This window comes from Croceitalea dokdonensis DOKDO 023, from assembly GCF_001306415.1.
Lineage (GTDB): Bacteria > Bacteroidota > Bacteroidia > Flavobacteriales > Flavobacteriaceae > Croceitalea > Croceitalea dokdonensis.
In genome coordinates this window covers 95,838-122,537 of sequence record NZ_LDJX01000008.1, presented here as the reverse complement: position 1 = coordinate 122,537, position 26,700 = coordinate 95,838, and the positions used below count along the sequence as shown (strand labels likewise).

At 42.9% G+C, this 26,700-nt stretch carries 20 protein-coding genes; 11 read left to right on the top strand and 9 right to left on the bottom strand.

Going from position 1 to position 26,700, the window contains the following annotated elements:
* Positions 1–212 precede the first annotated feature (212 nt).
* Positions 213–1,259: a GntR family transcriptional regulator gene (locus I595_RS15480; RefSeq protein ID WP_262485541.1), complete on the bottom strand. Its 1,047-nt coding sequence runs from the start codon at positions 1,257–1,259 to the stop codon at positions 213–215.
* Between the two features lie 173 nt (positions 1,260–1,432).
* Between I595_RS15480 and I595_RS15475 the strand changes: the two genes are divergently transcribed.
* From I595_RS15475 to I595_RS15430, 10 genes are all read left to right on the top strand, one after another.
* Positions 1,433–3,532 carry a bifunctional rhamnulose-1-phosphate aldolase/short-chain dehydrogenase gene (locus tag I595_RS15475; protein WP_054560353.1) on the top strand — a complete coding sequence of 700 codons (2,100 nt, stop codon included), beginning with the start codon at positions 1,433–1,435 and terminating at the stop codon, positions 3,530–3,532.
* A 217-nt stretch (positions 3,533–3,749) separates the two neighbouring features.
* On the top strand, positions 3,750–5,030 hold the full coding sequence (locus I595_RS15470; RefSeq protein WP_054560352.1) for a sugar isomerase: 1,281 nt from the start codon (positions 3,750–3,752) through the stop codon (positions 5,028–5,030).
* A gap of 9 nt (positions 5,031–5,039) precedes the next feature.
* Positions 5,040–6,413 (top strand): FGGY-family carbohydrate kinase, encoded by a 1,374-nt coding sequence (locus tag I595_RS15465; RefSeq protein WP_054560351.1) that lies wholly within the window; start codon positions 5,040–5,042, stop codon positions 6,411–6,413.
* Between the two features lie 6 nt (positions 6,414–6,419).
* Complete coding sequence (locus tag I595_RS15460; protein ID WP_054560350.1) at positions 6,420–7,571, top strand: alpha-hydroxy acid oxidase; 1,152 nt, start codon at positions 6,420–6,422, stop codon at positions 7,569–7,571.
* Positions 7,572–7,582: 11 nt separating this feature from the next.
* On the top strand, positions 7,583–8,995 hold the full coding sequence (locus tag I595_RS15455; RefSeq protein WP_054560349.1) for a purine-cytosine permease family protein: 1,413 nt from the start codon (positions 7,583–7,585) through the stop codon (positions 8,993–8,995).
* A gap of 8 nt (positions 8,996–9,003) precedes the next feature.
* Positions 9,004–10,287, top strand: a complete 1,284-nt coding sequence (locus I595_RS15450) for a class II aldolase/adducin family protein (protein ID WP_054560348.1) — start codon at positions 9,004–9,006, stop codon at positions 10,285–10,287.
* A 110-nt stretch (positions 10,288–10,397) separates the two neighbouring features.
* The gene (locus tag I595_RS15445) at positions 10,398–11,444 is read left to right on the top strand and encodes a sugar kinase (RefSeq protein ID WP_054560347.1); all 1,047 of its coding nucleotides are present in this window, start codon (positions 10,398–10,400) and stop codon (positions 11,442–11,444) included.
* A 97-nt stretch (positions 11,445–11,541) separates the two neighbouring features.
* The gene (locus I595_RS15440) at positions 11,542–12,210 is read left to right on the top strand and encodes a bifunctional 4-hydroxy-2-oxoglutarate aldolase/2-dehydro-3-deoxy-phosphogluconate aldolase (RefSeq protein ID WP_054560346.1); all 669 of its coding nucleotides are present in this window, start codon (positions 11,542–11,544) and stop codon (positions 12,208–12,210) included.
* A 5-nt stretch (positions 12,211–12,215) separates the two neighbouring features.
* Positions 12,216–13,613 (top strand): glucuronate isomerase, encoded by a 1,398-nt coding sequence (uxaC, locus tag I595_RS15435; RefSeq protein WP_054560345.1) that lies wholly within the window; start codon positions 12,216–12,218, stop codon positions 13,611–13,613.
* Positions 13,614–13,628: 15 nt separating this feature from the next.
* Entirely contained in the window at positions 13,629–14,597 is a 969-nt protein-coding gene (locus I595_RS15430; RefSeq protein ID WP_054560344.1) for a Gfo/Idh/MocA family protein, read from the top strand.
* 11 nt (positions 14,598–14,608) lie between these two features.
* Here I595_RS15430 and I595_RS15425 read toward each other — a convergent pair whose 3' ends face one another.
* Genes I595_RS15425 through I595_RS15390 form a run of 8 tightly spaced genes read right to left on the bottom strand, consistent with a single transcriptional unit; the run spans position 14,609 to position 22,256 of the window.
* Positions 14,609–15,904, bottom strand: a complete 1,296-nt coding sequence (locus I595_RS15425; protein WP_054560343.1) for a TRAP transporter large permease — start codon at positions 15,902–15,904, stop codon at positions 14,609–14,611.
* A 3-nt stretch (positions 15,905–15,907) separates the two neighbouring features.
* Positions 15,908–16,369 (bottom strand): TRAP transporter small permease, encoded by a 462-nt coding sequence (locus I595_RS15420; protein ID WP_054560342.1) that lies wholly within the window; start codon positions 16,367–16,369, stop codon positions 15,908–15,910.
* Between the two features lie 18 nt (positions 16,370–16,387).
* A complete protein-coding gene (locus I595_RS15415) occupies positions 16,388–17,365 on the bottom strand; it encodes a TRAP transporter substrate-binding protein (RefSeq protein ID WP_054560341.1) in 978 nt (325 codons plus the stop codon).
* A 6-nt stretch (positions 17,366–17,371) separates the two neighbouring features.
* Positions 17,372–18,547, bottom strand: coding sequence for a DUF4861 family protein (locus tag I595_RS15410; RefSeq protein ID WP_054560386.1), 1,176 nt, complete (start codon positions 18,545–18,547; stop codon positions 17,372–17,374).
* Positions 18,548–18,557: 10 nt separating this feature from the next.
* Positions 18,558–19,352 (bottom strand): gluconate 5-dehydrogenase, encoded by a 795-nt coding sequence (locus tag I595_RS15405; RefSeq protein WP_054560340.1) that lies wholly within the window; start codon positions 19,350–19,352, stop codon positions 18,558–18,560.
* A 4-nt stretch (positions 19,353–19,356) separates the two neighbouring features.
* Entirely contained in the window at positions 19,357–20,196 is an 840-nt protein-coding gene (kduI, locus tag I595_RS15400) for a 5-dehydro-4-deoxy-D-glucuronate isomerase (RefSeq protein WP_054560339.1), read from the bottom strand.
* Between the two features lie 17 nt (positions 20,197–20,213).
* Positions 20,214–21,407 (bottom strand): mannonate dehydratase, encoded by a 1,194-nt coding sequence (gene uxuA, locus I595_RS15395; RefSeq protein ID WP_217997199.1) that lies wholly within the window; start codon positions 21,405–21,407, stop codon positions 20,214–20,216.
* Between the two features lie 18 nt (positions 21,408–21,425).
* Entirely contained in the window at positions 21,426–22,256 is an 831-nt protein-coding gene (locus I595_RS15390; protein ID WP_054560338.1) for an SDR family oxidoreductase, read from the bottom strand.
* A gap of 290 nt (positions 22,257–22,546) precedes the next feature.
* Here I595_RS15390 and I595_RS15385 point away from each other — a divergent pair, with 290 nt between their 5' ends.
* Complete coding sequence (locus I595_RS15385; RefSeq protein WP_054560337.1) at positions 22,547–26,653, top strand: hybrid sensor histidine kinase/response regulator transcription factor; 4,107 nt, start codon at positions 22,547–22,549, stop codon at positions 26,651–26,653.
* Positions 26,654–26,700 lie beyond the last annotated feature (47 nt).

The window sequence follows — 26,700 nt, the reverse complement described above, 5'->3', positions numbered from 1 at the left end:
CTCTGAACCCCTAGAATTGGCTTTATTTTTAGCTTTTATAAAACGTTTGCTTTTCTGCCATTTACAAAAGAAAAATTAGGATATTAAGAGACTGAAGGGAAAGTTGTTTTTTAAGCAAAAAACATCTAGACTTTCTTATAGCTCCAACGCCGACGATGAAAAACTACGGCAACAAAAGTAAAACTTATAAAAAGTGGAATTGAGCTATGGAATCAAACGGAATGCCGATCAATAAAATTAAATTCATTCTTAATTTCTGAACGCCGATTATCCAATATCATACTAGCTGCCTGTTCTCCCATTTTTTTAAAATCAGTGGTCATTACCGTGATGCCCAGGAGTTCTTTTAGGGGGGTGTCATTGTAAGAGATTATACCTATATCCTCCCCCAACGTATACTTTTTATCCCGTACCTGTTTTACCAAATTCACCAAATCATTTTCCTCTATAATAATGTACAGATCTTTTGGTTGGAGTTCCATGCTGTCGTAAATCTCATCCAACACTTCATAATCCCAGTTGTGTTGTATGCAAAATCGTTTAAAGCCAGTAACGATTCCCTTGGGATAAGGATAGACCGCTTTATTGGGGTAAACCAATACAATTTTATCGTATTTGCTCAATTTTTGGATACCCTGGGTGAGCGCGTTATAAATATCCTCGGTAAAATCTTGGTAAATACGGCCTGCTTCCCTCGACAAACTTTTTAGATTTCTGTCCAGCACAATGAGTTTGCCATTGGGTATGGAGAGTATTGCCTTAAGAATATCATCCGTACAGCCCATATGCTGCATATGCTCATTTTTAAAATGGGGCATGATTACATAATGGTCGTACATATTTTTTTTCTCTTCCAAAATCTTGCTAAAGACCAACGGCTCACAATGATAAATATCCAAATCTACCTTGGCATTGGCACCTAATTTATTGACAAAGGCATTGAAAATCCTCATTTTATAGGTACTTAGCTTGTTGATGAGAAACAGGACATTGGCCTTTATGGACAGATCGGTTTTGGCGATATAATACCCTTTTCCCTTAACGGACTCTATAATATGTTGTTTTTTAAGAAGGCTATACGCTTTTTCCACCGTATCCCTAGAAAGCAGATGTTCCTCGCTCAACTCATTGATGGAGGGTATTTTTTCACCCAATAATAAACTACCATTGTTAATGTTCCTTAAGATGGAATCCATGACCTGTTTATACTTTGGAATTCTGGAACTATTGTCTATTTGAATGTTGTCTAATGCGTTCAAATGAAGGATGTTTTTGGAGTGTTATCAGTTATGTTTTTAATTTAGAGCTAATTACTAGAACAAGAATACAAAAATACTACCTTTTCCCAGTTAATTGCTTAACAGTATAGTACAGGATGCTTTGTTTTTTTTGTCATTCTATTTTCGTTAACAAGTTATTAAATATAAAAATCATGACGGTTAAAACCTATAATTACGTTGATTATCTCTGGGATGAAGCAAAAGCGCTGGAATTAGGTGACGATCAAGTAGCATTGTTCCTGTACCGTTCCAATATCCTTGGTGCAGACTTAAGAATAACCAACTACGGAGGTGGCAATACCAGTTGCAAGACCATAGAAAAAGACCCTTTGACCAATGAGGATGTCGAAGTAATGTGGATAAAAGGCTCCGGTGGGGACATAGGCACCTTGACCAAAAAAGGTATTGCTGGTTTATACACGGACCGTTTGCGTAACCTTAAAAACGTTTATGGAGGACTTGACGATGAAGATCGTATGGTTGGGCTTTTTAACCACTGTATTTATGACCTAGAAAGTAAGGCACCGTCAATTGATACGCCCTTGCACGGACTGTTACCGTTTAAGCATATAGACCATTTGCACCCCGATGCTTTGATCGCAGTGGCTGCCGCCAAGGACAGCGAAAAAGTGACCAAGGAAATTTGGGGAGACACCATGGGCTGGGTACCATGGCAACGACCTGGTTTTGACCTAGGCCTACAATTAGAGAAGTGCCTTGATGAGAATCCTGGTATTAGAGGTATTGTTTTAGGTAGCCATGGACTTTTTACCTGGGGAGATACCTCGTACGATTGTTATCTGAACAGTCTGGAAGTGATTGAAATGGCCTCAGCCTACATCGATAAAAAAATTAAGGAAAATGGTACCGTTTTTGGCGGACAGAAGGTGAAAAGTTTACCTAAGGAACAGCGTTCCCAAAAGGCCGCACAATTGATGCCGTTGTTACGGGGGCTATGCTCCTCCGAAAACAGGATGATAGGCCACTTTACGGATAGTGATGTGGTCATGCAGTACATCAATAGTCACGATTTGGAACGTTTGGCACCAATGGGCACTTCTTGCCCAGACCACTTTCTCCGCACCAAAATACAGCCGCTGGTGCTCACATTGGATACCTCTGAGGACCTGTCCGATGCCGGCAAGGTTTTAGAAAAACTCAAACCAGCTTTTGAACAATACCGACAAGAGTATAAAGACTATTACGAAACCTGTAAGCGAGACAATAGTCCGGCAATGCGGGATCCCAACCCGGTCATCATCATCTATCCAGGTGTGGGCATGTTTAGCTTTGCAAAGAACAAACAGACCACTAGGGTAGCGAGTGAATTTTATATTAATGCCATTAATGTGATGCGCGGTGCGGAGGCGATAACAGAATATACCTCGCTGCCGCGCCAAGAAGCTTTTGATATTGAATACTGGCTTCTGGAAGAGGCCAAATTACAACGGATGCCCAAGGAAAAGCCATTGTCAAGGAAGGTTGCCCTAGTGACCGGAGCTGGTGGGGGCATTGGTAAGGCCATTGCCGATAAACTGGCAGAACAGGGAGCTAATGTGGTCTTGACCGATATTGCCGAAGATCGTTTGGTGGAAGCAAATGCGTCCTATGCAAGGGACGTTGCCAGTTATGCGGTATGTGACGTCACCAATAGCGACTCCATTGCCAAAGCCTATGAAAAGGCCTGCCTTGAATTTGGAGGGGTGGATATTGTGGTGCACAGTGCGGGGCTTGCAATCTCAAAACCTATTGAGGAAACCACGGAAAAAGATTGGGACCTACTGCAAAACGTTTTGGTCAAAGGCCAGTTTGAACTCGCCAAACAAGCGGTTGCCATTATGCGCAACCAAGGATTGGGAGGTGATTTTATCAGTATTGCCAGTAAAAATGGATTGGTCTCCGGGCCCAACAATGTTGGATATGGCACCTCCAAAGCGGCCCAACAACATATGTCTCGCCTGCTTGCCGCAGAATTGGGCAAGGATAAGATCAGGGTCAATGTGGTGAACCCAGATGGCGTCATTGTTGGCAGTAAAATTTGGGAAGGAGATTGGGCCGAAGGTAGGGCCAAAGCCTACGGAATCACGGTGGATGAGTTACCGGCCCATTACGCCAAAAGAAACCTATTGAACGAAATAATTTATCCAGAGGATATTGCCAATGGCGTGTTTGCATGTGTTGGCCTACTGGATAAGACCACAGGGAATATTATCAATGTAGACGGCGGTATGGCCAACGCATTTGTACGATAGTTGTTTAGTTAATTTTCTTAAGCTTCTGTAGTTTCAAGCCTACAGAAGCTTATTTTTAATTTTGGCATTTACAACAAATTTGAAAGAAGCAAGAATACTGTAAAAAACAGCAACCCTTATTCCTGACGGTATGAAGTGTATAAGCTGTTATTAACCATAATTACTTGCCCTAACATGTTCTAATCCGATTCTCCGATAAGGAGTAAATACACATTTTATGAAACTGACCGACAACCTGATAGCCGCAGCCAATAAAGCTTCCCATTCCAAACACAAAAGTAGATTTGATAGCCTAGCCGAAATACTTTCATCGGAAGGAAAAGATATCGATAAAGTGCTTGAAAAACTAGAGGACTTTCAAGTGGCCATACCCAGTTGGGCGCTCGGTGCGGGGGGCACAAGGTTTGGACGCTTTGGTTTTAAGGGAGAACCCAGTAATCTGGAACAAAAAATTGATGATGTGGGTATGTTACATAAACTCACCCAAACGGCCGGAGCAGTTTCTTTGCACATTCCGTGGGACGTTCCGCAGGATTATAACACAATCAAGGAATTGGCAGCATCGCACGACATTATTTTTGATGCTGTAAATTCCAACACGTTTCAAGATCAAAAAGACTCTAGGGCAAGCTATAAACACGGCTCCCTATCCAATACCAATAAGACGTCCCGTGACCAGGCCGTTGCCCATAATATTGAAGTGATAAAAATTGGTGATAAACTAGGTTCTAAAAGTCTTACGGTCTGGTTGGCAGATGGTTCCAATTTTCCAGGACAAACCAACTTTCAGCATGCCTTGCAACATACCGAGGAAAGCCTTAAAACAATTTATAAAGCCCTTCCGGAAGACTGGAAACTTTTCATCGAATACAAACCGTACGAACCTAATTTTTACAGTACGGTGATACAGGATTGGGGCACCTCATTTATGTTGGCCAATGCTTGTGGAGACAAAGCGTATACTTTGGTGGACTTAGGCCACCATTTGCCCAACACCAATATTGAGCAAATTGTCTCTACACTGATGATGAAGGGAAAATTGGGTGGATTTCACTTTAATGACAGCAAATACGGTGATGACGACCTTACGGTTGGCAGTGTTAAACCCTATGCACTGTTTTTGATTTTCAATGCACTGGTGTATGGTATGGAGAATAATCCACAAAACCCATATCCCGCTTGGATGATAGACGCAAGCCACAATATCAAGGATCCGCTGGAAGATTTGATTCAGTCGTTAGAAGCCATTCAGGAAGCTTATGCCAAAGCACTGCTTGTGGATCAAACCCAATTGGCAGTGGCGCAAGAGGCCCAAGACGTGGTAAAATGCCAAGAAATTTTACAACAAGCCTACCGTACGGATGTACGTCCCTTATTGGAAAAGGCAAGATTAAACCAAGGCGGGGCCATTAGGCCTATTGAGGCCTATCGCAGCCTGAGCATCCGAAAGCAATTGATCAAAGAACGAGGGGAACACTCCGTTGCATCCGGTCTTTAAATAAAAGCAATGGGAGACAAGGCAACGGCGGTATTCGATATTGGCAAAACCAACAAGAAATTCTTTCTTTTTGACGAGGACTATCAAGAGATTTATAGGGAATACACCAAGTTTGATTTGATTGCGGATGAGGACGGGCATCCAACGGAAGACCTGCGTGCCTTAACCAATTGGATGAAAACCGTCTTTAACAGGATTCTAAAGACAAAAAAACATACTATTAAAGCCATTAATTTTTCCACCTATGGCGCCAGTTTTGTTCATTTGGACGACTATGGAAATGTACTCACCCCATTGTACAATTACACCAAGCCCTTGGACCAAAACCTCATCAAAGGATTTTACGAAAAATACGGCCCAAAGGAAGAATTTGCCAAAACCACCGGATCATCTGATGACGGCATGCTCAACTCTGGCCTGCAACTCTATTGGCTTAAACACTACAAACCTGAGGTGTTCAAAAAAATAAAATACTCCCTGCACCTACCCCAATATTTAAGCTACATATTTACAGGAATCCCGTTAAGTGAATATACCAGTATTGGCTGCCACACTGCCCTTTGGGACTACGGTAAAAAGGATTACCACAATTGGGTGTACCAAGAACAACTTCATAAAATACTGCCGCCCATAGTTTCCACGGAAACCAGCGTGAATATGAACTATAACGGGAAACGGATTAAACTGGGAGTTGGCATCCACGACAGTTCGGCAGCCTTGTTACCCTACGTCAGAAGCATCAAACAGAAATTCATCCTTGTTTCCACTGGTACTTGGAGCATCGCACTTAACCCGTTTTCTGAGAAAGCGCTTACGGATGACGACATCCAAAAAGATTGCATTAATTACATGAGAATAAACGGCAAACCCGTGAAGGCAAGCCGCATTTTTTTAGGGAATGAATACGGGATTCAAGTTAAAAAGTTGACCCAGCATTTTAAGGTTCCCGAGGATTACCACAAAAAGGTGAAGTTTAATTTCGATATCTTTTTTGCCATTATCAAAGATTTTGAACATTGCTTTCGTTGGGAAAGCATCACGGTTGACAACATGCCTAAAACAACCCGTTATTCCTACGATAAATTTGAGCATGCCTACCACCAGCTGATGATAGAATTGGTATTGTTACAGGTGGAGCACATTAAGATAGCCACTGCTGGGGATACGATAGAAAAACTATATATTGACGGTGGCTTTAGCGACAATGATGTATACATTAAACTGGTATCCCATTATTTGAGAAATATGGAGCTACGGACAACGGACTCCTCTTTGGGGTCTGCCCTGGGAGCTGCCATAGCCATCTCCGATAGCAAACTAAATTCCAAGTTCCTTCGTAAAAACTACTCGTTAAAAAAACACGTTCCATTCATACTAAAATAACCCTATATGGCCGCAGCATTCAACCCAAAGTATCCTTCCATGGAAGATTTAAGGAACAGAGCCAAAAAGCGAATCCCCAAGTTCGCCTTTGAATATTTGGATGGAGGATGTAATGAAGATGTAAGCATTTCAAGAAATACCGAGGAAATCAGGAAAGTGCAGCTACAGCCCAGATATCTGCGTAACCAAGGGATAAGTTCTACCAAAACAAGCGTTTTGGGAATGGAATTTGATGCGCCCTTTGGAATAGCACCGGTAGGTTTGCAAGGTTTAATGTGGCCCAACTCACCTGAGATTTTGGCAAAAGCTGCCTTTAAGCATAACATTCCGTTTATTTTGAGTACGGTGACCACCATGGATATTGAGCGTGCCAGCGAACTTACCGAGGGCAACGCATGGTTTCAATTGTACAATCCGGCGGAAGCCGAACTAAGAAATGATATTATTAACCGTGCGGCGGCGGCTGAATGCCCTGTTTTGGTGTTGCTGTGCGATGTCCCTACATTTGGCTATCGCCCAAGGGATATCAGAAACGGATTGGCCTTGCCACCTAAAATGTCGGTTGCCAACATTATTCAAATACTTGGCAAGCCAACGTGGGCCGCAAAGACTTTACGCTATGGACAACCCACCTTTGAGACGCTTAAACCTTATACCCCAGAAGGCTTAAACCTAAAACAACTGGGACAGTTTATGGATAAGACCTTTTCTGGCCGCTTGAACGAAGAACGCATTAAACCCATTCGAGATAAATGGAAGGGGAAACTTGTTTTAAAAGGCATAGCATCTGCACAAGACACCGAAGATGCCATCCGATTGGGTTTTGACGGTATTATCGTCTCCAACCATGGCGGTCGCCAATTGGATGCGGCAGAATCCACCATAAATTCCCTTACCGAAATAGCCGCCAAATATGGCGACCAAATTGAGGTCATGATGGACAGTGGGTTACGTTCTGGTCCAGATATTGCCCGAACCATGGCTTCCGGAGCCAAGTTCACCTTTATGGGCCGTTCTTTTCTTTATGGTTGTGGCGCTTTGGGCAAAAAAGGTGGTGACCATACCATTACCATGCTAAAAACACAGTTCAAACAAGTAATGGACCAGCTCTGCTGTGAACGGGTGGAGGATTTACCAAAACATTTAATACAAAACTAAAACCAACCAAAATGGGCCAACACAACATTGAAGAGGAAATAGAGGAAATTGTAGGTGGGGAGTTTGAGAGGGAGCCCGTGCCCCAATCCAAGCTTAGAAGTTGGAAAAGCTTTTTGGGAATGTACGCTGGTGAACATGCCGCAGGCACGGAATTTATGATCGGGCCACTTTTCCTCACGGCCGGGGTCAGTGCTTTTGACCTCATCATAGGCTTGTTGTTGGGAAATCTGTTAGCCGTTTTAAGCTGGCGTTTTTTAACCGCAAAAATTGCGGTGGACAATAGGCTAACGCTTTATTATCAGCTAGAAAAAATATGCGGTAAAAATTTGGTCACCGGATACAACCTGGCCAACGGTATCTTATTCTGCTTTTTAGCTGGGGCCATGATTACCGTTTCCGCCACGGCTGTGGGTATTCCCTTTAATATGGAAATGCCCAAGCTTACCGATACCCTACCTAATGGCCCAACCTGGATCATTATCGTTATTATCATAGGAGCGGTCATTTCATTGATTGCCTCCAAAGGGTACGACACGGTTTCCAAGGCCGCAAACTGGATGTCTCCCATCATCGTGCTCGCTTTTGTGGCCTGTGGTGTGGTAGCCTTGGGGCAACTTGGCGTCAGCAGTTTTTCAGATTTCTGGAACATTTGGGGAGAAGGATCGGAACCCTTTCCGGGTCAAATAAAATTTACGTTTTGGCATGTGGTGATTTGGTCATGGTTTGCCAACGCAGCCATGCATATTGGTATGTCTGATCTGTCTGTGTTTAGGTTCGCCAAGAGCGCCACATCTGGCTGGACAACCGCTGCCGGAATGTACGTAGGCCATTATATGGCTTGGATTGCCGCAGCACTATTGTATGCGGTATATTTAAAATCCCCAGAGGCACAAGCATTTTTATCCAACGGGGAGGCACCACCGGTTGCCCCTGGCCCCTTGGCCAATAATGCCATCGGTATTTTTGGTATTATTGCGGTAGTGTTGGCGGGCTGGACAACTGCAAACCCAACTATTTACAGGGCTGGACTTGCATTTCAGGCCATAATTCCAAAAGTATCCACCTTTTGGGTCACCATCATTGCGGGGACCATTGCGACCATTGCAGGCCTATTTCCTGCCTTTGCCATGAAATTATTGGGCTTTGTAGCCTTATATGGATTTATTTTGGCCCCATTTGGTGCGGTAATCGTTTTTGAGCATTTCTTTCACAAAAAAGCGGGAATCGTCAAAAATTATGCGGAAAAAGCAAACATAAAATTCAATAATGCCGTCTTTTTGGCCTGGGCGGTAAGCTTTGGCTTTTTTTACTTTATTTCCCTTCAGTTTGATGTTTTTCTATCTTTCGTAACCCTACCGGCATGGCTGTTATGTGGGGTACTCTTTTTAGTATTTAGTAAACGGCTACAGCGTAAACACCAATAGAATTCCCCATGAAAATCCACGAACTACTACATCCAAAAGAACAAATTATAAAGATTATTGACCGTATCTATAAACGCGGGATGACAACCACCTCTGGTGGTAACATTTCAATAAAAGATGAGGACGGCAATATTTGGATAACGCCATCCGCTATAGACAAGGGTACCTTAAGGACATCAGATATTGTTTGTATTGCAGAAAATGGAGCAATTTTAGGAAGACATAAGCCTTCTTCAGAATTTCCTTTCCACAAGGCCATTTATGACACCAGACCAGACATCAAATCAGTGATTCATGCACATCCTCCCGCATTGGTCTCTTTCAGTATCGTACATCAGATACCCAATACGAACGTTATTCCACAGGCCAAGAATATCTGTGGCCCCATTGGCTATGCTAAATACAAGTTGCCCGGAAGCGACAAGTTGGGTGATGTCATTGCCGCAGAATTTGCAAAGGGTTTTAAGGCAGTGATCATGGAAAACCACGGTATCGTATTGGGTGGCACGGATATGGACGATGCCTACCAACGGTTTGAGACCTTAGAATTTTGTGCAAGTGCATTATTATATGGGCAAATGGTGGGTACACCAAACTATTTATCCGATGAGGACATTCAGGCCTTTTACGATCAAGTGGTAGCACTGCCAGAAGCATCCCAAAAGGCCATGTATCCTTCCAAAGAACGGGCCAAACGGGCAGAAATATGTACCATAGTAAAAAGGGCATGCCAACAGGGATTAATGACCAGCAGCTACGGAACAGTATCCGTCCGGTGGGATAAAAATGATTTTTTGATTACCCCTAGGGATTTTTCCAGATGGGAGATACAGCTAGAGGACATTGTACAAATAAGGGACGGTGAACGTGAAAAGGGAAAATACCCTAGTAGGGCCACCGCCATACATCATGAGATTTATCAACGGAACCCGGAGGTAAACTCTATTATTATGACGCAATCTCCTTATCTCATGGCTTTTGCCATTACCGATACACATTTGGATGTGCGCACCATACCGGAAAGCTGGATATTTTTACAAGATTTGATGGCCTACCCATTTGGAGACCATTTTATCAACGGAAATCATACAAAACTACTTGAGGAAGCCAAACCCGCGCTGATCATAAAAAACGATTCCGTTTTAATTACCGGGGATGAGCTGCTACAGACGTTTGACCGACTTGAAGTTGCCGAGTTTAGTGCTAAATCCTTGGTGATGGGAGCTTCATTGGGTGATTTAAAACCAATTAACGACCAACAGATACAAGAATTAAAGGAGAAATTTTTATAAAGATGGGACAATTGGCGTACCTAAACTGTACTTTTTGAATGGAAAAAGTGAGTAATTTTCGCATACAAAAATAATCCTAACCCATCTTTAAACAATAAACAATTCAAGAAATGAAAAAAGTAGTCACTTTTGGTGAGATTATGCTCCGCTTAGCACCTCCAGGTTTTTTACGGTTTTCGCAGGCCAACAGTTTTGATGTCGTGTACGGCGGTGGGGAATCCAACGTTGCCGTTTCTTTGGCAAATTATGGGGTACCCGTAGATTTTGTAACACGACTGCCCAACAACGATATTGGCCAGTGTGCTTTAATGGAAATGCGAAAACGGGGCGTTGGCACGGATAAAATTGTTTTTGGTGGTGACCGTCTCGGAATATACTTTTTGGAAACTGGGGCCGTATCAAGAGGCTCCAAAGTCGTGTATGACCGAGCACATTCGGCCATCGCGGAAATCAAGTCTGGAATGATTGATTGGGACCATGTTTTTGAAGGGGTGGAATGGTTTCACTGGACGGGGATTACCCCTGCCATATCCCAAGGTGCCGCAGATGTTTGTCTTGAAGCGGTGAAGGCTGCCTCTGAAAAGGGAATCACCATTTCCACCGATCTTAATTATAGGGCAAAACTCTGGAAATACTGCGACGATGCCAAACGTGAGGAAATCATGTCTGGCCTTACCGCCTATTGTGATATCGTTTTGGGCAATGAAGAAGATGCCGAGAAACACTTTGGCATACACCCCGCCGGATTGGATGTGCACAAGGACGGTGCCAACGTAAAGGCAGAGGCCTTTTTATCGGTCTGTAAACAAATGATGGAGCGTTTTCCGAAGGCCAAAAAAGTGATCACCACACTGAGAGGCTCCATATCCGCATCGCACAATACCTGGGCGGGAGTGTTATGGGACGGCAAAAAAATGTATGAGACCCGGCAATACCAAATCACGCATATTGTGGACCGCGTTGGTGGAGGCGATTCTTTTATGGGCGGATTGATTTACGGCCTCTTAAAATACCCCGAAGATGACCAAAATGCATTGGATTTTGCCGTGGCCGCTTCCTGTTTAAAACACACCATAAAGGGCGATGCCAACTTGGTTACCGTTGCAGAAGTGGAAAAGTTGATGGGCGGTGACGCCTCCGGTAGGGTGGCAAGGTAGGCCTCCCCTACAACACAAAAAGAGTATTATGAAAAGATTTAGTTTTAATATAGAAAAATAGAACTCCTTCCCTTTGGGAAGGATTTAGGATGGGCATATGGCACAATATTCAAGAATTGAAGTAGCAACGGTAATGAAGGAAACCGGAATGGTACCTTTGTTTTATCATCCCGATATCGAACTGGGCAAAAAAGTACTTCGGGCCTGCTACGATGGTGGGGCACGTTTAATGGAATTCACCGCACGGGGCGATTTTGCCTTTGAGGTATTCTCCGAACTCAACAAGTTTGCCATCAAAGAACTACCGGGAATGATTATGGGCGTTGGTTCCATCACGGATGCCGGGGCGGCATCCATGTTTTTGCAGATGGGCGCCAATTTCATCGTTACCCCATCTCTACGCGAAGATATCGCCATTGCCTGTAACCGCAGAAAGGTACTATGGTCACCGGGCTGTGGTTCGCTTACCGAAATCAATAGGGCCGAAGAACTGGGCTGCGAGATTATAAAACTGTTCCCAGGTTCTACCTATGGACCAGGGTTTGTGAAGGCTATCAAAGGACCACAACCTTGGACCAACATAATGCCCACTGGTGGTGTAAGCACCGAAGAATCCAACCTCAGAGGCTGGTTTGATGCTGGTGTGACCTGTGTAGGAATGGGCTCAAAATTGATAAGCAAGGAGGTCTTGGCCAATAAAGATTATGAAGGTCTTAAAACCAAAGTTAGCGAGACCCTAGACCTCATCAAAAAAATACGTTCGTAAGATATATGAGCTTTATTACCGACGATTTCTTATTACAAAACGAATTTGCTAAAAAACTCTATCATGGCTTTGCAGCAGATTTACCCATTATAGACTACCACAATCACCTACCCCCGAACGAAATCGCCCAAAACCGTGTTTTTGAAAATATCAGCCAGGCATGGTTGGAAGGGGATCACTATAAATGGCGGGCCATGCGCGCTTTCGGTATCCAAGAAAAATACATTACCGGTAATGCTTCTGACAAAGAGAAATTTTTAAAATGGGCAGAAACCGTCCCGTATACGGTTAGAAATCCGCTGTACCATTGGACGCATTTAGAGTTGAAACGCTATTTTGATATCGATGCGTTGCTCACACCTGATAATGCCGAGGTTATCTATGAAGCTGCGTCCGAGAAACTGCAAACCTCGGAGTATCACACTCAGGGTTTGCTACAGCAGAAAAAAGTAGAATACCTCTGCACAACTGACGACCCAACCGATTCCTTGCAGCACCATAAGCATATAGCGGACAATAAGATAAAACCGAGGACCTATCCGACCTTTAGACCTGATAAGGTCTATGCGGTAGAAAATGGCGATGATTATCTAGAATTCTTAAGATTATTGGCAAAGGTCACCAACTCTGAAATCAATACCTATGATGACCTTATTTCGGCATTGGAACGGCGCGTAGATTATTTTCATGAGACGGGATGCAGGCTTGCGGACCACGGCTTGGAGCAACTCTATTATTTTGACACAGCTGAAGTCAATTGTGACCGTATTTTCGAGAAAATCGTTTCAAGAAAAGCACTCTCCACCAAAGAAGTACAAGTCTTTAAATCCACCACCTTACTCCTCTTATGCAGAATGTACCATCAGCGGGGTTGGGTACAACAATTTCATTTGGGCCCTATTCGAAATAACAACACACGCTTATTGAACGAACTCGGCCCAGATACCGGATTTGATTCCATTGGCGATTTTTCGCAGGCTAGAGCGCTGAGCGGATTTTTGAACGATTTGGATGGCACCGACCAATTGGCGAAAACCATTCTATACAATATAAATCCTTCCCAAAACGAAGTGTTTGCAACCATGGCCGGTAATTTTAATGATGGTACGGTTCGTGGCAAAGTCCAATACGGTTCTGCTTGGTGGTTTTTGGACCAAAAAGATGGTATGGAAAAACAATTGAACACGCTATCTAATATGGGCTTGTTGAGTTGTTTTGTGGGGATGCTGACCGATTCCAGAAGTTTTCTATCCTTTCCCAGGCATGAGTATTTCAGAAGAATTTTGTGTAATCTCATTGGTAAAGATGTAGAAAACGGAGAACTCCCGGCCGATGAAAAATGGCTGGGCAAGATTGTGGGTGATATCTGCTACCACAATGCAAAAGCATACTTCGGATTGTAAAAAAAAAATCAAATTATGGAAACCGTAAAATGGGGGATTATTGGTTGTGGCGATGTTACCGAAGTGAAAAGTGGCCCCGCTTTCCAAAAAGTGGAAGGCTCCGAACTCATTGGTGTCATGCGCCGTAATGGAGAAAAAGCCAAGGATTTTGCAAAACGCCATGGTGTACCAATTTGGACCGATAAGGCCGAAGACCTCTTAAAGAATGATGAAATCAATGCGATTTATGTGGCCACTCCCCCATCCACACATTTAGCCTATGCCAAAGCCGCACTTGCAGCGGGGAAAGATGTTTATTTGGAAAAACCAATGGCGCTTAGCTCGCAGGAAGCTAAGGAAATCGTTGCCGCCGTAAACAATAGTGATATCAAGTTATCTGTTGCCCACTACCGCAGAAAACTACCTGCCTTTGAAAAGGTAAAAGCATTACTTGATGAGAACGCTATTGGTACGGTACTTTTTGCAGACATCCAAATCCTACAACCTAGAAATTCTGATATCGTTGCCAATTCCGAAGAAAACTGGCGGTTGAATCCATCTGTTTCAGGAGGGGGTTATTTTTACGATTTGGCTCCGCATCAAATTGACCTAATGTACCATTATTTTGGAGCTTTTGACAAAGTTGACGGGTATGCGACCGGCCAAAAAAACAAGGTAGAAGATACCGTCAACGGGATCATACAATTTAAAAATGGAGTGCAGTTTAGGGGCGTTTGGAATTTTACAGCCGCGGACAATTATAAAAAAGAGGAGTGTGTAATTTATGGTACGGAAGGAAGCATCCGTTTTTCTTTCTATGGAGATAAGGTCATTCTCGACAATGAAAAGGGGGAAACCGTTTTTAAATTTGAAAACCCCAAACACATTCAACAACCTATGATCCAAGCCGTGGTTTCCTATTTTTTAGGAAATGCTGAAAATCCCTGTTCCGCAAAAGAGGGATTTACTATCATGAAGGCCATGGAAAAACTGGCTGGTCGATAATCAACCTATTCTTACAGCCCAAACTGCCTAGGCAACCACAAACTCAACTCTGGAAAATAGGTCACTAAAAACAAAGCGATAATCATTGCGATAAACAGTGGAAGCAAAGGCTTTACTACCTTTTCGATGGAGGTTTTTGCGATACCCACCCCAACGAACAAAACTGAGCCTACAGGCGGCGTACAGAGTCCAATACAAAGGTTTAATACCATGATGATTCCAAAGTGAACCGGATCAAGACCTAAGGCCGTAACTACGGGTAAAAAGATGGGGGTAAAAATGAGCACTGCAGGAGTCATATCCATAAAAATCCCAACAAAAAGCAATAGTAAATTGATGATCAACAAAATGACTACAGGGTTATCACTCAATGCCAGTAGCGCCGTACTAATTTCTTGCGGTATGTTTTCGTAACTCAATGCCCAAGACATGCTCATGGAAGCTCCAATCAACAACATTACAATGGCGGTGGTTGCTGACGAATCCAATAAAATCCGCGGCATTTTAGGTAGGCTGATTTCTTTATAAAACAGCCCCAATAAAAAACTATACAATACGGCAATGGCCGATGCTTCGGTGGCTGTAAAGATTCCTGTAACGATACCGCCGATTACGACAACCAGCATGAATAAACTAGGTAGGGCATCAATGAATGTTTTGAACACCTCTTTTAAACTGCTGCGTTTCCCCACTTTATAGCCTTTCTTCTTCGCCCAGACCGATGCGACTATCATCAGGAACAATCCAGTCAAAATCCCAGGAATGTAACCCGCTAAAAACAGCGCAGCAATAGAGGCACCACCGCTGGCCAATGAGTACACAATCAACACATTACTGGGTGGTATTACCAAGCCTGTGGTCGCTGCCGTAATATTCACCGCCGCACCAAATTCCCTGGAATAACCTTCCTTTTCCATTTCGGGACCCAAAATACTTCCCATGGCAGATGCTGCGGCCATGGCCGAACCTGCAATGGCCCCCATAAGCATGGCTGAAATGATATTTATCAATGCCAATCCACCTGGGAGTGCGCCCACCAAAGTCTTGGCAAAAGCAATGAGCCGGTGTGCGATACCGCCTTTATTCATCAATTCCCCCGACAGAATAAATAAGGGTATCGCCAAGAGGGCAAAACTATCTAGACCCGTTCCAATACGTTGGGAAACGGTGGTTGCCGCCGGCAATATAGGGATGCTGACCATTAAGGTCAATAAAGAGGATATGGCAATACTCCACGCAACAGGCGTTCCTATGGCCAATAGACAAATAAAACTGAGTACAAGTACGAGAATTGGAATGTATTCCATGGTCTATTGTTTTTTTAGGATATCGGACAGTTTGTAATACATAATCAATACACCACTGATAGGTATAACGGCATAGACGACGGCCAAGGGCACTTGCAAGGCAGGCGAATTTTGACCGAGCACATAGGTGATATACACCAATCTAGAGCCGCCAATGACCATAGCAACCAAGCAAAACAGAATAATCAGCAAACGAACCACCAGCATCAGACGCTTTTGGGTGGGAGGATTGAACCTTCTTGGAAGCACATCAATCGCCACATGCATATTTCTTCCTGAAACATAGGCGGCACCTAAAATACCAATCCATATCATTAAGTACCGGGCAAGTTCATCGGTAAAAGAACTTGGTGTACCTATAATGAACCTACTGGCGACTTGCCAGAGTACATTGATGACCATAACGGCCATGATGATGACCAAAAAATTGGCCAATACCTTATCTATAGTTTTTCGTAGTTGCATGGTTTGGTTTTTTTGGTATTATTCGGTTGCCTGGATGTCTTTAATGAGTTGATACATGACCTCATCCTCTTTGTATTTATCAAAACTGTCCTTAATCTTATCGGCAAAAAGGCTTTTGTCTGGTCTAATGATTTCGACCCCTGCTTTTTTTACCGCTTCCAAAGCTTCATTCTCAGCTTCTAGCCACAGCTCCCGTTGGTATACTACGGATTTTTCAACTGCCGCTTTTAACCATCTTTGTTCTTCTTGAGTGAGCTTTTCCCAGGTCTGAGTGCTGGCTAGCAAAACATCTGGGAGCATGGTATGCTCATTTAATGAATAATATTTACACACTTCATAATGTCGGGAAAGGTAAAAACTGGGGGGATTGTTCTCAGCCCCATCGACTACCCCTTGTTGTAATGCCGTATAGAGTTCGCCCCATGAAATGGGCGTGGGCGAACCTCCAAGTCCGCGCACCATATCCATTGCAGTTACGCTTTCCATCACCCGAATTTTTTGTCCCTTTAAATCCTCCGGGGTATTTACTGGCTTATCCTTAGTGTAAAAACTCCGGCTACCCGCATCATAGTACCCCAGGCCTTTTAACCAATATTGTTCACCATCATTTAACAATTGTTGCCCAATGGGGCCATCCAACACCTTAAAAGCATGTTCACGACCACGAAACAAAAAGGGCAAGCCCAATACTTTCATTTTTGGAGCGAAGTTTTCCAAAACACCTACGGACACCTTGGTCATATCCAAACTACCTATTTGCAGTAATTCCAAACATTGCCGCTCAGTGCCCAATTGCTGACTGGGGTAAATTTCAAGTTTTAGCTTTCCATCGGACAAGGCCTCAAGGTCCTCGCCCATCTTTACCATGGCCTTGTGTACCGAATGGCTGACATCCAATCCGTGACCTAGGCGCAATGTCTTAAAATTATCGGCCTCGGCGCAGGAGTTGCAGCAGAACACCAAAATTAGCAGGATGGAAAAGTACTTGAATCTCATAACTCTTTACTTTATAGTTACCTGTAGTGGGTTTTGTAATTGCTGGGCAAATCTATCCAAATAGGCTTCCCATTGGGCTTTGGTACTAAATTGCCCACTTTTTTTCCAACCAAAACCAGCATAATACACGGCTTTTCCGTCGTTGGTCTTGATGTGGGCATAGAGGTTGCTCTCATCCTTACGTTCCGTCAGATAATGTTCATAACCCAGCATGTTGCCATTGGGGACCACAATCCCGGTACCCAATTCCGAATCCCCATGAAGCTCCCAATAGCTTACCCAGCCACTGTCTTGATTTACGCCTATGTCACCATCTTTTTCATGAAGTGTCAATCCGGCAGAAATGGTATCCGTTCCCTTTAGCGTAATTTCAAAACGGGACAGATTTTGGCCATAGTCCAACGAAATCTTTTTCTCTTCGGAAATCATGTTTCCGGCAGCGTCCCAATCGGCATAGGTGAGGATAAAACTGGTGCGGATGGGTCCTGTGGACAGGGTTTTCCAACTGGTAAAATTTTTGGAGATATGATAGATAGAATCCACTTTTTTAGCAATTCCGCCGACGCCTCGACTGATACCTACGTGAAAATTATCCAAACCTTCACCATCATCTTTATGGTAACTGCCATCGGTTTCCAATTCTTTTTTGTACCATTTATTGATAATGGGGTAATCTACCCTTTTTAACCAAGCATCCATGCCGCTTGACAAGGTACCGCCTTTAACGCTGTCTTCCACCATTTTTTGGGCCGTGGGACCGTATGTCCTAAAGGCAACGCGATTGTTTTCCCAAGCGTAATCATCCGTACGTTCCGGTACAAATCGCGAATAACAGGAAGGGTCGCCTTTAGTTCCTGTTTCAGCAGCACCAAAATGGACCTCATAGGTTTTGGTGGCATTCGCAGCTATTTTAGGCTGAAACAATAATACATCCACAGTGCCATCACCATCGGTATCCACCTCTTGGGAGGTCATCACTTCTCCTGTTTTTGCATCCTTTACAATAATAGCACCGGAAACACCATCATTTTTAATGGTGGTAAGGTTTACGGAAACCGTTTCAAAAGCACGGTGGGCATCCATCGTATTTTCCACCACTATTTGTTGTCTAGCCGCTTTCTCTTGGCAGGAAATGGCAAAAAGTGCCAAAAACAAAACAGGAAGTGTCAAAAAAGATTTCATATCGCGTGTTTTAATTTTCATTTGAAGGTTTACCAATGGTAGCCAAGATTCCGCCATCAACATAAAGTACATGACCGTTAACAAAATCACTGGCTTTTGAAGCTAAAAAAATAGCTGCACCGCCTAAATCGTCCGGGTCTCCCCATTTGGCAGCAGGTGTTCTATTTATAATGAATTCATTGAACGGATGCCCATCAACACGTATAGGAGCCGTTTGTGAAGTGGCAAAATACCCTGGACCAATACCATTGATCTGTATGTTGTGTTTGGCCCATTCCGTGGACATGTTCTGGGTGAGCATTTTTAGTCCGCCCTTTGCAGCAGCATAAGCCCCAACGGTATTTCTGCCCAATTCGCTCATCATGGAACAGATATTAATGATTTTTCCTTTTTTTCTGGCCATCATTCCTTTCACCACATGTTTGGACATAATGAACGGACTCACCAAGTCGATATCGATGACCTGCTTAAAATCCGCCACTTCCATTTCTTCCAAAGGGGTTCGCTTAATGATTCCCGCATTATTCACCAAGATATCAATAGGGCCAACTTCACTTTGTATGGTGCTTATGGCATCAATGACTTGTGCTTCATCGGCTACATTAAATTTGTAACCAACGGCATTGATACCTTCATTTTTGTAATGGGCCACGGCATCATCGATTTTTTGTTGGGAAGAATTGCCATTGACCACGATAGTCGCCCCGGCCTTTCCCATTGCTTTTGCCATGGCCATTCCCAAGCCGTGGGTGCTACCGGTTACCAATGCGATTTTACCAGAAAGATTGAATAATTCTACGCTCATTGGATTATCTTAAATCGGTTATTTTAGCGACATCCATATCGCCATAATCTAAATTTTCACCGGCCATACCCCATATAAAGGTGTAGTTAGAAGTGCCTGAACCACAGTGAATGGACCAAGGTGGGGAAATCACTGCTTCATGGTTTTGCATCCAAATATGTCGTGTTTCTTGGGGCTGCCCCATAAAATGACAAACGGATTGCCCCTCCGGTACATCCAAATAAAAATACACTTCCATACGCCTGTCATGCACGTGCGCAGGCATGGTATTCCAAACACTACCTGTTTTGAGCTCGGTCATTCCCATTTGAAGTTGACAGGTAGTGACCACACCACCAATGATCATTTGACTTACCGTGCGGTGGTTGGCCGTTTCCAAGGAGCCTAATTCCAATTTATTGGCCTCGGCAAGACTGACTTTTTTCGTAGGATAGGAAGTGTGGGCCGGTGCAGAATTCAAGTAATACTTAGCGGGCTTGGATGCATCATCGCTTTTAAAAACCACTTCTTTAGCCCCTTGACCAATGTACAAGGCATCTTTATGAGCCAAGTGGTAAGTTTCACCATCGACCTCAACACTGCCAGAATCGCCCACGTTGATAATTCCTAATTCCCGGCGCTCCAAGAAATACTCCGCTTTAAGTGGGTCAATGGTTTCCAGCCTTAAAGGTTGATCAGGCACTGCCGAACCTGCGATGTAACGGTCATAATGCGTGTAAGTCAGATTGATTTTTCCTTTTTCCATGAGGTTATCAATCAAGAATTCATCTCGCAGTTCAGTAGTGTCGTATTTTTTAACCGCTTCAGGACTTGAAGCATAACGGGTTTCGTAGGATACTGACATTATCGTTGTTTTTAGGTTTAGTTATATATTGATTTTCGTATTCCAAGTTCCAATCCCCTGAGTTCGGCAAGCCCCCTAAGACGGCCAATACCCGAATAGCCGGGATTAGTTTTTTTCTTTAAATCATCTAGCATTTTATGACCATGGTCTGGACGCATGGGCATTTTTGTGTCTTTACGTCCAGCAGCTTTTCTTTTTTCCTGTTCATTGACCAAAGCTTTCATCACCGCGTACATATCCACATCACCCTCTAAATGATTGGCCTCATGAAAATTACCGTGCTCATCGCGTTTGGTACTTCGTAAATGGATAAAATGGATGCGGTGGCCTAAACGTTCTATCATTCCTGCCAAATCATTGTCCGCGCGTACGCCAAAAGATCCCGTACAAAAGGTAAGTCCGTTATTTGGACTGTCCACCGCTTGGTAAAGGTCTACAATATCCTGTTCCGTGCTGACTACCCTCGGCAAGCCTAAAATCGGATAAGGCGGATCATCAGGATGGATACACATTAGCACCCCAGCCTCTTCAGCCGCCGGTATAATGTGGCTCAAAAACTCAAAAAGATGTTGCTTTAATTCTTTTGGGCCAATATGGTTATAAGTGGCGAGAACTTCATTGAAGGCTTCCAGCGTATAACCCTCTTCGGCTCCAGGTAAGCCCGCGATAATGTTGTTGCTCAACTGCGTTTTTTGCTCCTCGGAAAGGCCTTCAAAATAGGAAACTGCCCTTTGCTTCTCTTCTTCAGTGTAACTTTCTTCAGCTCCCGGTCTTTTCAACAGGAATAGCTCAAAAGCCGCAAAAGCAGCAGCTTCAAAACGTAGGGCCGTTGAACCGTCCTCCACCTCATAGTTTAGATTGGTCCTGGTCCAATCCAGTACGGGCATAAAATTGTAGCAAACGATATCGATACCACATTCCCCCAAGTTGAGCAGCGTTTGCTTGTAATTTTCTACATAGCGCATGTAACCTTCAGCCTGTGTTTTGATGGCTTCGTGAATTGGGACACTTTCCACTACCGACCATGAAAGCCCGGCGTTTTCTATATCTTTTTTTCGTTTTTGAATTTCCTCAACTGGCCAAACCTGGCCATTGGGTATATGGTGCAGGGCACTTACAATTCCAGTAGCCCCGGCTTGTTTAATATCAGCAAGGGATACCGGGTCGTTTGGTCCGTACCACCGCCAAGTTTGTTCTAATCCTATATTCATTTTAATGTGTGCTTTCGTTTAAACCCCGCTAAATGCGCTAAAACCACCATCAACTGGCACCACTACGCCTGTAACAAATGAAGCACCATTGCCACAAAGCCAAAGTGTGGTTCCTATTAAATCTTCAGGTTCCCCAAACCTGCCCATAGGGGTCTGCCCAATAATCGTATTTCCCCTTGGGGTCAGTGAACCGTCACTTTCCGTTAGCAAGGCCCTGTTTTGGTCGGTCAAGAAAAAACCTGGGGCTAATGCATTGACCCGTATCCCAACTTTTGAAAAATGTACTGCCAGCCATTGGGTGAAATTTGATACCGCAGCTTTGGCCCCACTGTATGCGGGAATTTTAGTTAGCGGGGTAAAGGCGTTCATAGAAGATATGTTCAATATACTGCATCCATCTTTTCCTACCATATCAGCGGCAAATACCTGTGTTGGTAAAAGGGTTCCAATAAAATTGAGGTTGAAGGTGAACTGTATGCCATCGGCATCCAAATCAAAAAAAGTTTTGAAACCCTCCGCCGTGTTTTTTAAATCATCCATTTCAAAAAATGGATTGGAGGTGGTGCCCAAGGGATGGTTTCCCCCTGCCCCATTGATTAAAATGTCACAAGCACCAAATTTGGCATGCACCGTTTGTTTTGCTTTTTCGAGCGAATCTTTCTGAAGTACATTGGCGGCAACACCTAGTGCAGTGCCCCCATCATGCGTTATTTCTTCGGCAACTTTATCGGCAGCCTCTTTATTAAGGTCCAGCACGGCAATTCTATGGCCCTCCTTTGCCAATGCCATTGCCAGGGTGCTGCATAACACCCCTCCGGCGCCTGTAAGTACTATTGTTTTATTGGTCATTTTGTAGTAATCTCGTTTAACTTTATAATATTAATTTTTTAAATTGGAACGGGGAGAATAAATAGGTTTAAAAAAAGTACAGAATAGGAGCAATCCCGTTCATTTAAAGATAATAAAAGTAGTAATGACCACTACTAAAGGTATCCTGTTGTATCTTGTTAAGGTACTATTGTTGTTTTGTTTTAAATTGGCCTTCGTTTCGTATTGGTTTTTAATGGATATCTCCAATACCATTTTTTAAATCCGAGTATGAATTAAGAAAATCCGTTTGGTCGCATACCATAGTTTCCATGAGGAATGTAATTCTATATATTTTTCTTCTAAGTACCATTGCCTGTTTCTCCCAGAATCAGGAAAACCCGTTTAAGTTTAAACACTTGGGCACCTCTGACGGACTTTCACAAAGTTCCGTTATTGCCATGGAGCAGGATAATCTAGGGAGAATGTGGCTAGGTACCCGTGATGGTCTAAACCTTTATGATGGCAGTGGTTTTAGAATATTTAGAAATATTCCTACTGACAGTACCTCCATTAGCAATAGTGATATCCTTTCAATTAAAGAAGATAGTGAAGGCTATATTTGGATTGGCACGTACAACGGCCTTAACAAATACGACCCACGCAAGGATACGTTTCAACGGTTTTATCATTACAACGACAAAAATTCCTTGTGTGACAACAGTATTTGGGCCATTGAAGAAGCCTCGGATGGTAACATATGGATAGGCACTTCAAACGGCTTGAGCATCTACGATAAAGAAGCAAAACGTTTTGACAACTATTTTGATAAAGGAGACAGTGCGGACAACAGACTTCCCTCAAACTACGTGCTCAGTATTCTTAAGGCAAACAATGGCACGCTATGGCTAGGCACTTCCAAAGGATTTTGTAAGGTCATGGACAAGGGTGGCAACAACTATGTTTTTCAAGCAAGCCATGCGCCTTTCGGAGAAACCGAAGCATTTGTACAAACCATGTCGCTCTGTGATGAAAACACGATTTGCGTGGGCACAAAAAACATGGGCATTTTAAAATTTGACTTAATCTCCGAGCGGTTTCTTGACACTAAAATCTTAAACCAGAATGAAGATGTTAGGGCTATTGTCGCAGATGACAATGGGCAAATATGGTCTGGCACTTCTAACGGGATAGTGGTGTTAAAAAACAATAAAGCACCAGAACAACTGCTCTATGATTCAAAAGACCAAAACGGAATTAGCCATAACTATATTAAATCCATTTTTAAGGATATTAAGGGCTCTATCTGGATAGGCTCCTACTACGGAGGTGTTGATATATGGGATGACTCCAACAATAATTTTATCAATTTTAATGAATCTAGTGCCAAAGGTTTATTGTCGCATAAAGTAGTTAGTTCAATTGTTGACGATGGTAATGGACACCTTTATTTTGGTACCGAGGGCGGGGGCATGACCATTTACAACAGCAATACCAAGGCCAGTCGTTTTATCAACACCGTAAATTCAAAAATTATAGAAAGTGATAATATCAAATCACTATTACTTGATGAAAACGTACTATGGATAGGCACCTTTAATAGAGGAATAGAAACCTATAATATTGTAAAAAATAAGTTTGAGAAAGGGGTTTTTCCAGAACCTTTGAACGAAGCTTTTGAGGGTACAGGAATAAATACCATGAAAAAAGGGCTAGACAATGATATTTGGATTGGCACCTTTGGCAAAGGACTCTGGCGTTACAATAAAAAAGACCAATCCTATGTTCGTTTTATTAACAAATCAAACTCTGAACAAAGCCTTACCAATGATAGGGTAAGAAGCCTTATGGTAGATAAAGGCTCCAATATTTGGATAGGTACCCAGAGTGGTCTTAATCTATTGCCATTTTATGACGGAAGCTACAGTAACAACCGTTTAAAACGATTCTTTTATAACGGCCACATAGGCTCGGGTGAAGACATACTTACCATATTTCAAGATAGTAAGGGCGTCATTTGGGTGGGTATACGTGGAAAGGGACTATTTCGTTTTAACGGTAATGAATTTGAACCGGTAACCATAGCCACCTCCAACCAAGTAACTTCGGTTTATGCTATTTTGGAAGGAGCGAACAACACCTTATGGATGAGCTGCAACGAAGGCTTGGTTAAGTATGATGTTGTCAATAATTCCTTCATGACCTATTCCAAAAAAGATGGCTTGGTTGGCAATGAATTTAGTAGTGGTGCCGCACTTAAACAAGGAGCATCAACATTCTTTTTTGGAGGCCCACATGGCGTCTCTTCTTTTGATGCGGAAAACATTTCAAGAAATGACCACGTACCCCAAGTTATTTTAACTGATTTTAAAATAAAGAGCACATCGGTAAAGGTAGGTGGAGAAAGTGGGATATTAGCACAAAGTATGCCTTTCACCAAGGCTATAGACTTGAATCATGAAAACACTAATTTTTCCATTAGTTTCGCCATCCCAAACTACATCAACCCCAACAGTAATCAGTATAAATATAGAATGCTGGGGCTTGAAGACAATTGGACCCATACCAATAGGCCTAGCGTAAATTACACCATTCAGCGACCGGGAAATTATATTTTTGAAGTGAAAGGAGCCAATAATGATGGGGTCTGGAACAAAGAATCTGCCTCGTTGGAAATCAATGTTCGCCCGGCACCATGGCTTACCATTTGGGCAAAAATATGCTACTTGCTGGCCATTCTTGGCATTGCATACTGGTTAATTGTTAGTATACGCTCTAAAACCAAGCTAAAACACAAACTACAACTAGAACATTTAGAAAACCAAAGAAACCAAGAAATCAATGATGCCAAACTAAAGTTTTTTACGAACATATCCCATGAGTTTAGAACGCCACTTACCTTGATTACCGGACCGCTTGAACAGCTGTTGACGGACTATAAAGGCAGCAGTGTGGTCTACAAAAAGCTTTTGGTTATTGAGAGCAGTGCCAACCGGCTATTGCAATTGATCAACAGATTAATGGATTTTAGAAAATTAGAGCATCAAAAATATACGCTTGAAGCGGCCGAAGGCAACATTATAAAGTTTCTCCAAGAGATATACTTATCCTTTTCCGAATATGCCAAGTGCAATGGGTATGACTATGAATTTAAAACTGAGGAGGAAAAAATATTGGTGTACTACGATCGTCCCAAATTAGAACAGGTTTTTTACAACCTCATTTCAAATGCATTTAAATACACCCCCTCAGGAGGAAGAATTGTTATTTCAATTAAAAAGGACCCTAGTAATATCATAATCGATGTTACCGATTCTGGACCTGGGATTCCTGAGGCGTATCGAAATAAAGTATTTGATCGTTTCTTTGAAATACCGGAATACCAAAAACCAGCTACGGTCCAAGGAACCGGAACTGGTATTGGCCTATCGATTGCCAAAAGCATAATTGATTTGCACAAGGGAACCATCCATATTGACGATGGTAAGGTGCAGGGCACCACATTTAGGGTAAGCCTAAAATTGGGCAGCGATCATATCACCGATAAGGATATTAACGAAAACTACAAGTTTAGTGATGATCTTGGGCTGTATGTGGAACAAATGGAAACACCGTTAGACGATACTTTCTTGGGGCCAGAAGAAGTCTTGGCGGACAAAGAAAAAGACACTGTCCTATTGGTTGAGGACAATGTACCCCTTCGTAAATTTATCAAAGAGCTACTAAAAGAAAAGTATAAAGTGCTGGAAGCGGGGAACGGTAGGGAAGCCTTGCTGAAAGCATTAAAACATCTACCCTGCTTGGTTATTTCAGATGTTATTATGCCAGAAATGGTGGGCACTGAACTTTGTGCCAAACTAAAGGCCAATATCAAAACCAGTCATATTCCCGTTATTTTACTTACCTCTAGAACTGCGCTCATTTATAAATTTGAAGGCCTTGAAAATGGAGCGGACGATTATATCAGCAAACCATTCAACATAAAGGAATTTAAGCTAAGGGTTAAAAATCTTATTGATTCCTCTAAACGGTTACAGATAAAGTTTTCCAAGGAGGAACGTTTAGCCCCTAGCGAGATTGTGACCTCTTCAATGGACGAAAAATTATTAAAAAAGGCGCTAAACATTGTTGAGGACAATATTTCCAACTCCAATTTTGATATCATTGCGTTTTGTTCTGAGCTTGGGGTGAGCAGAACCTTGCTGTTTACAAAAATCAAGGCATGGACCAACTTCACACCAAATGAATTTATACAAGAGGTACGCATGAAAAGGGCGGCCCAATTATTGGAACAAGGTAACTTGAACATCTCCGAAGTGAGTTATGAAGTCGGATTTAAAAATCCCAAGTACTTTAGTAAGTGTTTTCAAAAAAAATATGGTCTTGGCCCCTCTGCCTATATTCAGAAATTCTCAGAAAACCTTTTCGATTTAAATTAAAAAAACAACCACAAACCCCCGTAATTAGGGAATCCGTATTATTTTAC

What these genes read in the sequence shown, in the direction of transcription:
- I595_RS15475 (WP_054560353.1), top strand. Translation starts at nt 1,433, where the DNA reads ATGACGGTTAAAACCTATAATTACGTTGATTATCTCTGGGATGAAGCA.
- I595_RS15470 (WP_054560352.1), top strand. Translation starts at nt 3,750, where the DNA reads ATGAAACTGACCGACAACCTGATAGCCGCAGCCAATAAAGCTTCCCAT.
- I595_RS15465 (WP_054560351.1), top strand. Translation starts at nt 5,040, where the DNA reads ATGGGAGACAAGGCAACGGCGGTATTCGATATTGGCAAAACCAACAAG.
- I595_RS15460 (WP_054560350.1), top strand. Translation starts at nt 6,420, where the DNA reads ATGGCCGCAGCATTCAACCCAAAGTATCCTTCCATGGAAGATTTAAGG.
- I595_RS15455 (WP_054560349.1), top strand. Translation starts at nt 7,583, where the DNA reads ATGGGCCAACACAACATTGAAGAGGAAATAGAGGAAATTGTAGGTGGG.
- I595_RS15450 (WP_054560348.1), top strand. Translation starts at nt 9,004, where the DNA reads ATGAAAATCCACGAACTACTACATCCAAAAGAACAAATTATAAAGATT.
- I595_RS15445 (WP_054560347.1), top strand. Translation starts at nt 10,398, where the DNA reads ATGAAAAAAGTAGTCACTTTTGGTGAGATTATGCTCCGCTTAGCACCT.
- I595_RS15440 (WP_054560346.1), top strand. Translation starts at nt 11,542, where the DNA reads ATGGCACAATATTCAAGAATTGAAGTAGCAACGGTAATGAAGGAAACC.
- uxaC (WP_054560345.1), top strand. Translation starts at nt 12,216, where the DNA reads ATGAGCTTTATTACCGACGATTTCTTATTACAAAACGAATTTGCTAAA.
- I595_RS15430 (WP_054560344.1), top strand. Translation starts at nt 13,629, where the DNA reads ATGGAAACCGTAAAATGGGGGATTATTGGTTGTGGCGATGTTACCGAA.
- I595_RS15425 (WP_054560343.1), bottom strand. Translation starts at nt 15,904, where the DNA reads ATGGAATACATTCCAATTCTCGTACTTGTACTCAGTTTTATTTGTCTA.
- I595_RS15420 (WP_054560342.1), bottom strand. Translation starts at nt 16,369, where the DNA reads ATGCAACTACGAAAAACTATAGATAAGGTATTGGCCAATTTTTTGGTC.
- I595_RS15415 (WP_054560341.1), bottom strand. Translation starts at nt 17,365, where the DNA reads ATGAGATTCAAGTACTTTTCCATCCTGCTAATTTTGGTGTTCTGCTGC.
- I595_RS15410 (WP_054560386.1), bottom strand. Translation starts at nt 18,547, where the DNA reads ATGAAATCTTTTTTGACACTTCCTGTTTTGTTTTTGGCACTTTTTGCC.
- I595_RS15405 (WP_054560340.1), bottom strand. Translation starts at nt 19,352, where the DNA reads ATGAGCGTAGAATTATTCAATCTTTCTGGTAAAATCGCATTGGTAACC.
- kduI (WP_054560339.1), bottom strand. Translation starts at nt 20,196, where the DNA reads ATGTCAGTATCCTACGAAACCCGTTATGCTTCAAGTCCTGAAGCGGTT.
- uxuA (WP_217997199.1), bottom strand. Translation starts at nt 21,407, where the DNA reads ATGAATATAGGATTAGAACAAACTTGGCGGTGGTACGGACCAAACGAC.
- I595_RS15390 (WP_054560338.1), bottom strand. Translation starts at nt 22,256, where the DNA reads ATGACCAATAAAACAATAGTACTTACAGGCGCCGGAGGGGTGTTATGC.
- I595_RS15385 (WP_054560337.1), top strand. Translation starts at nt 22,547, where the DNA reads ATGAGGAATGTAATTCTATATATTTTTCTTCTAAGTACCATTGCCTGT.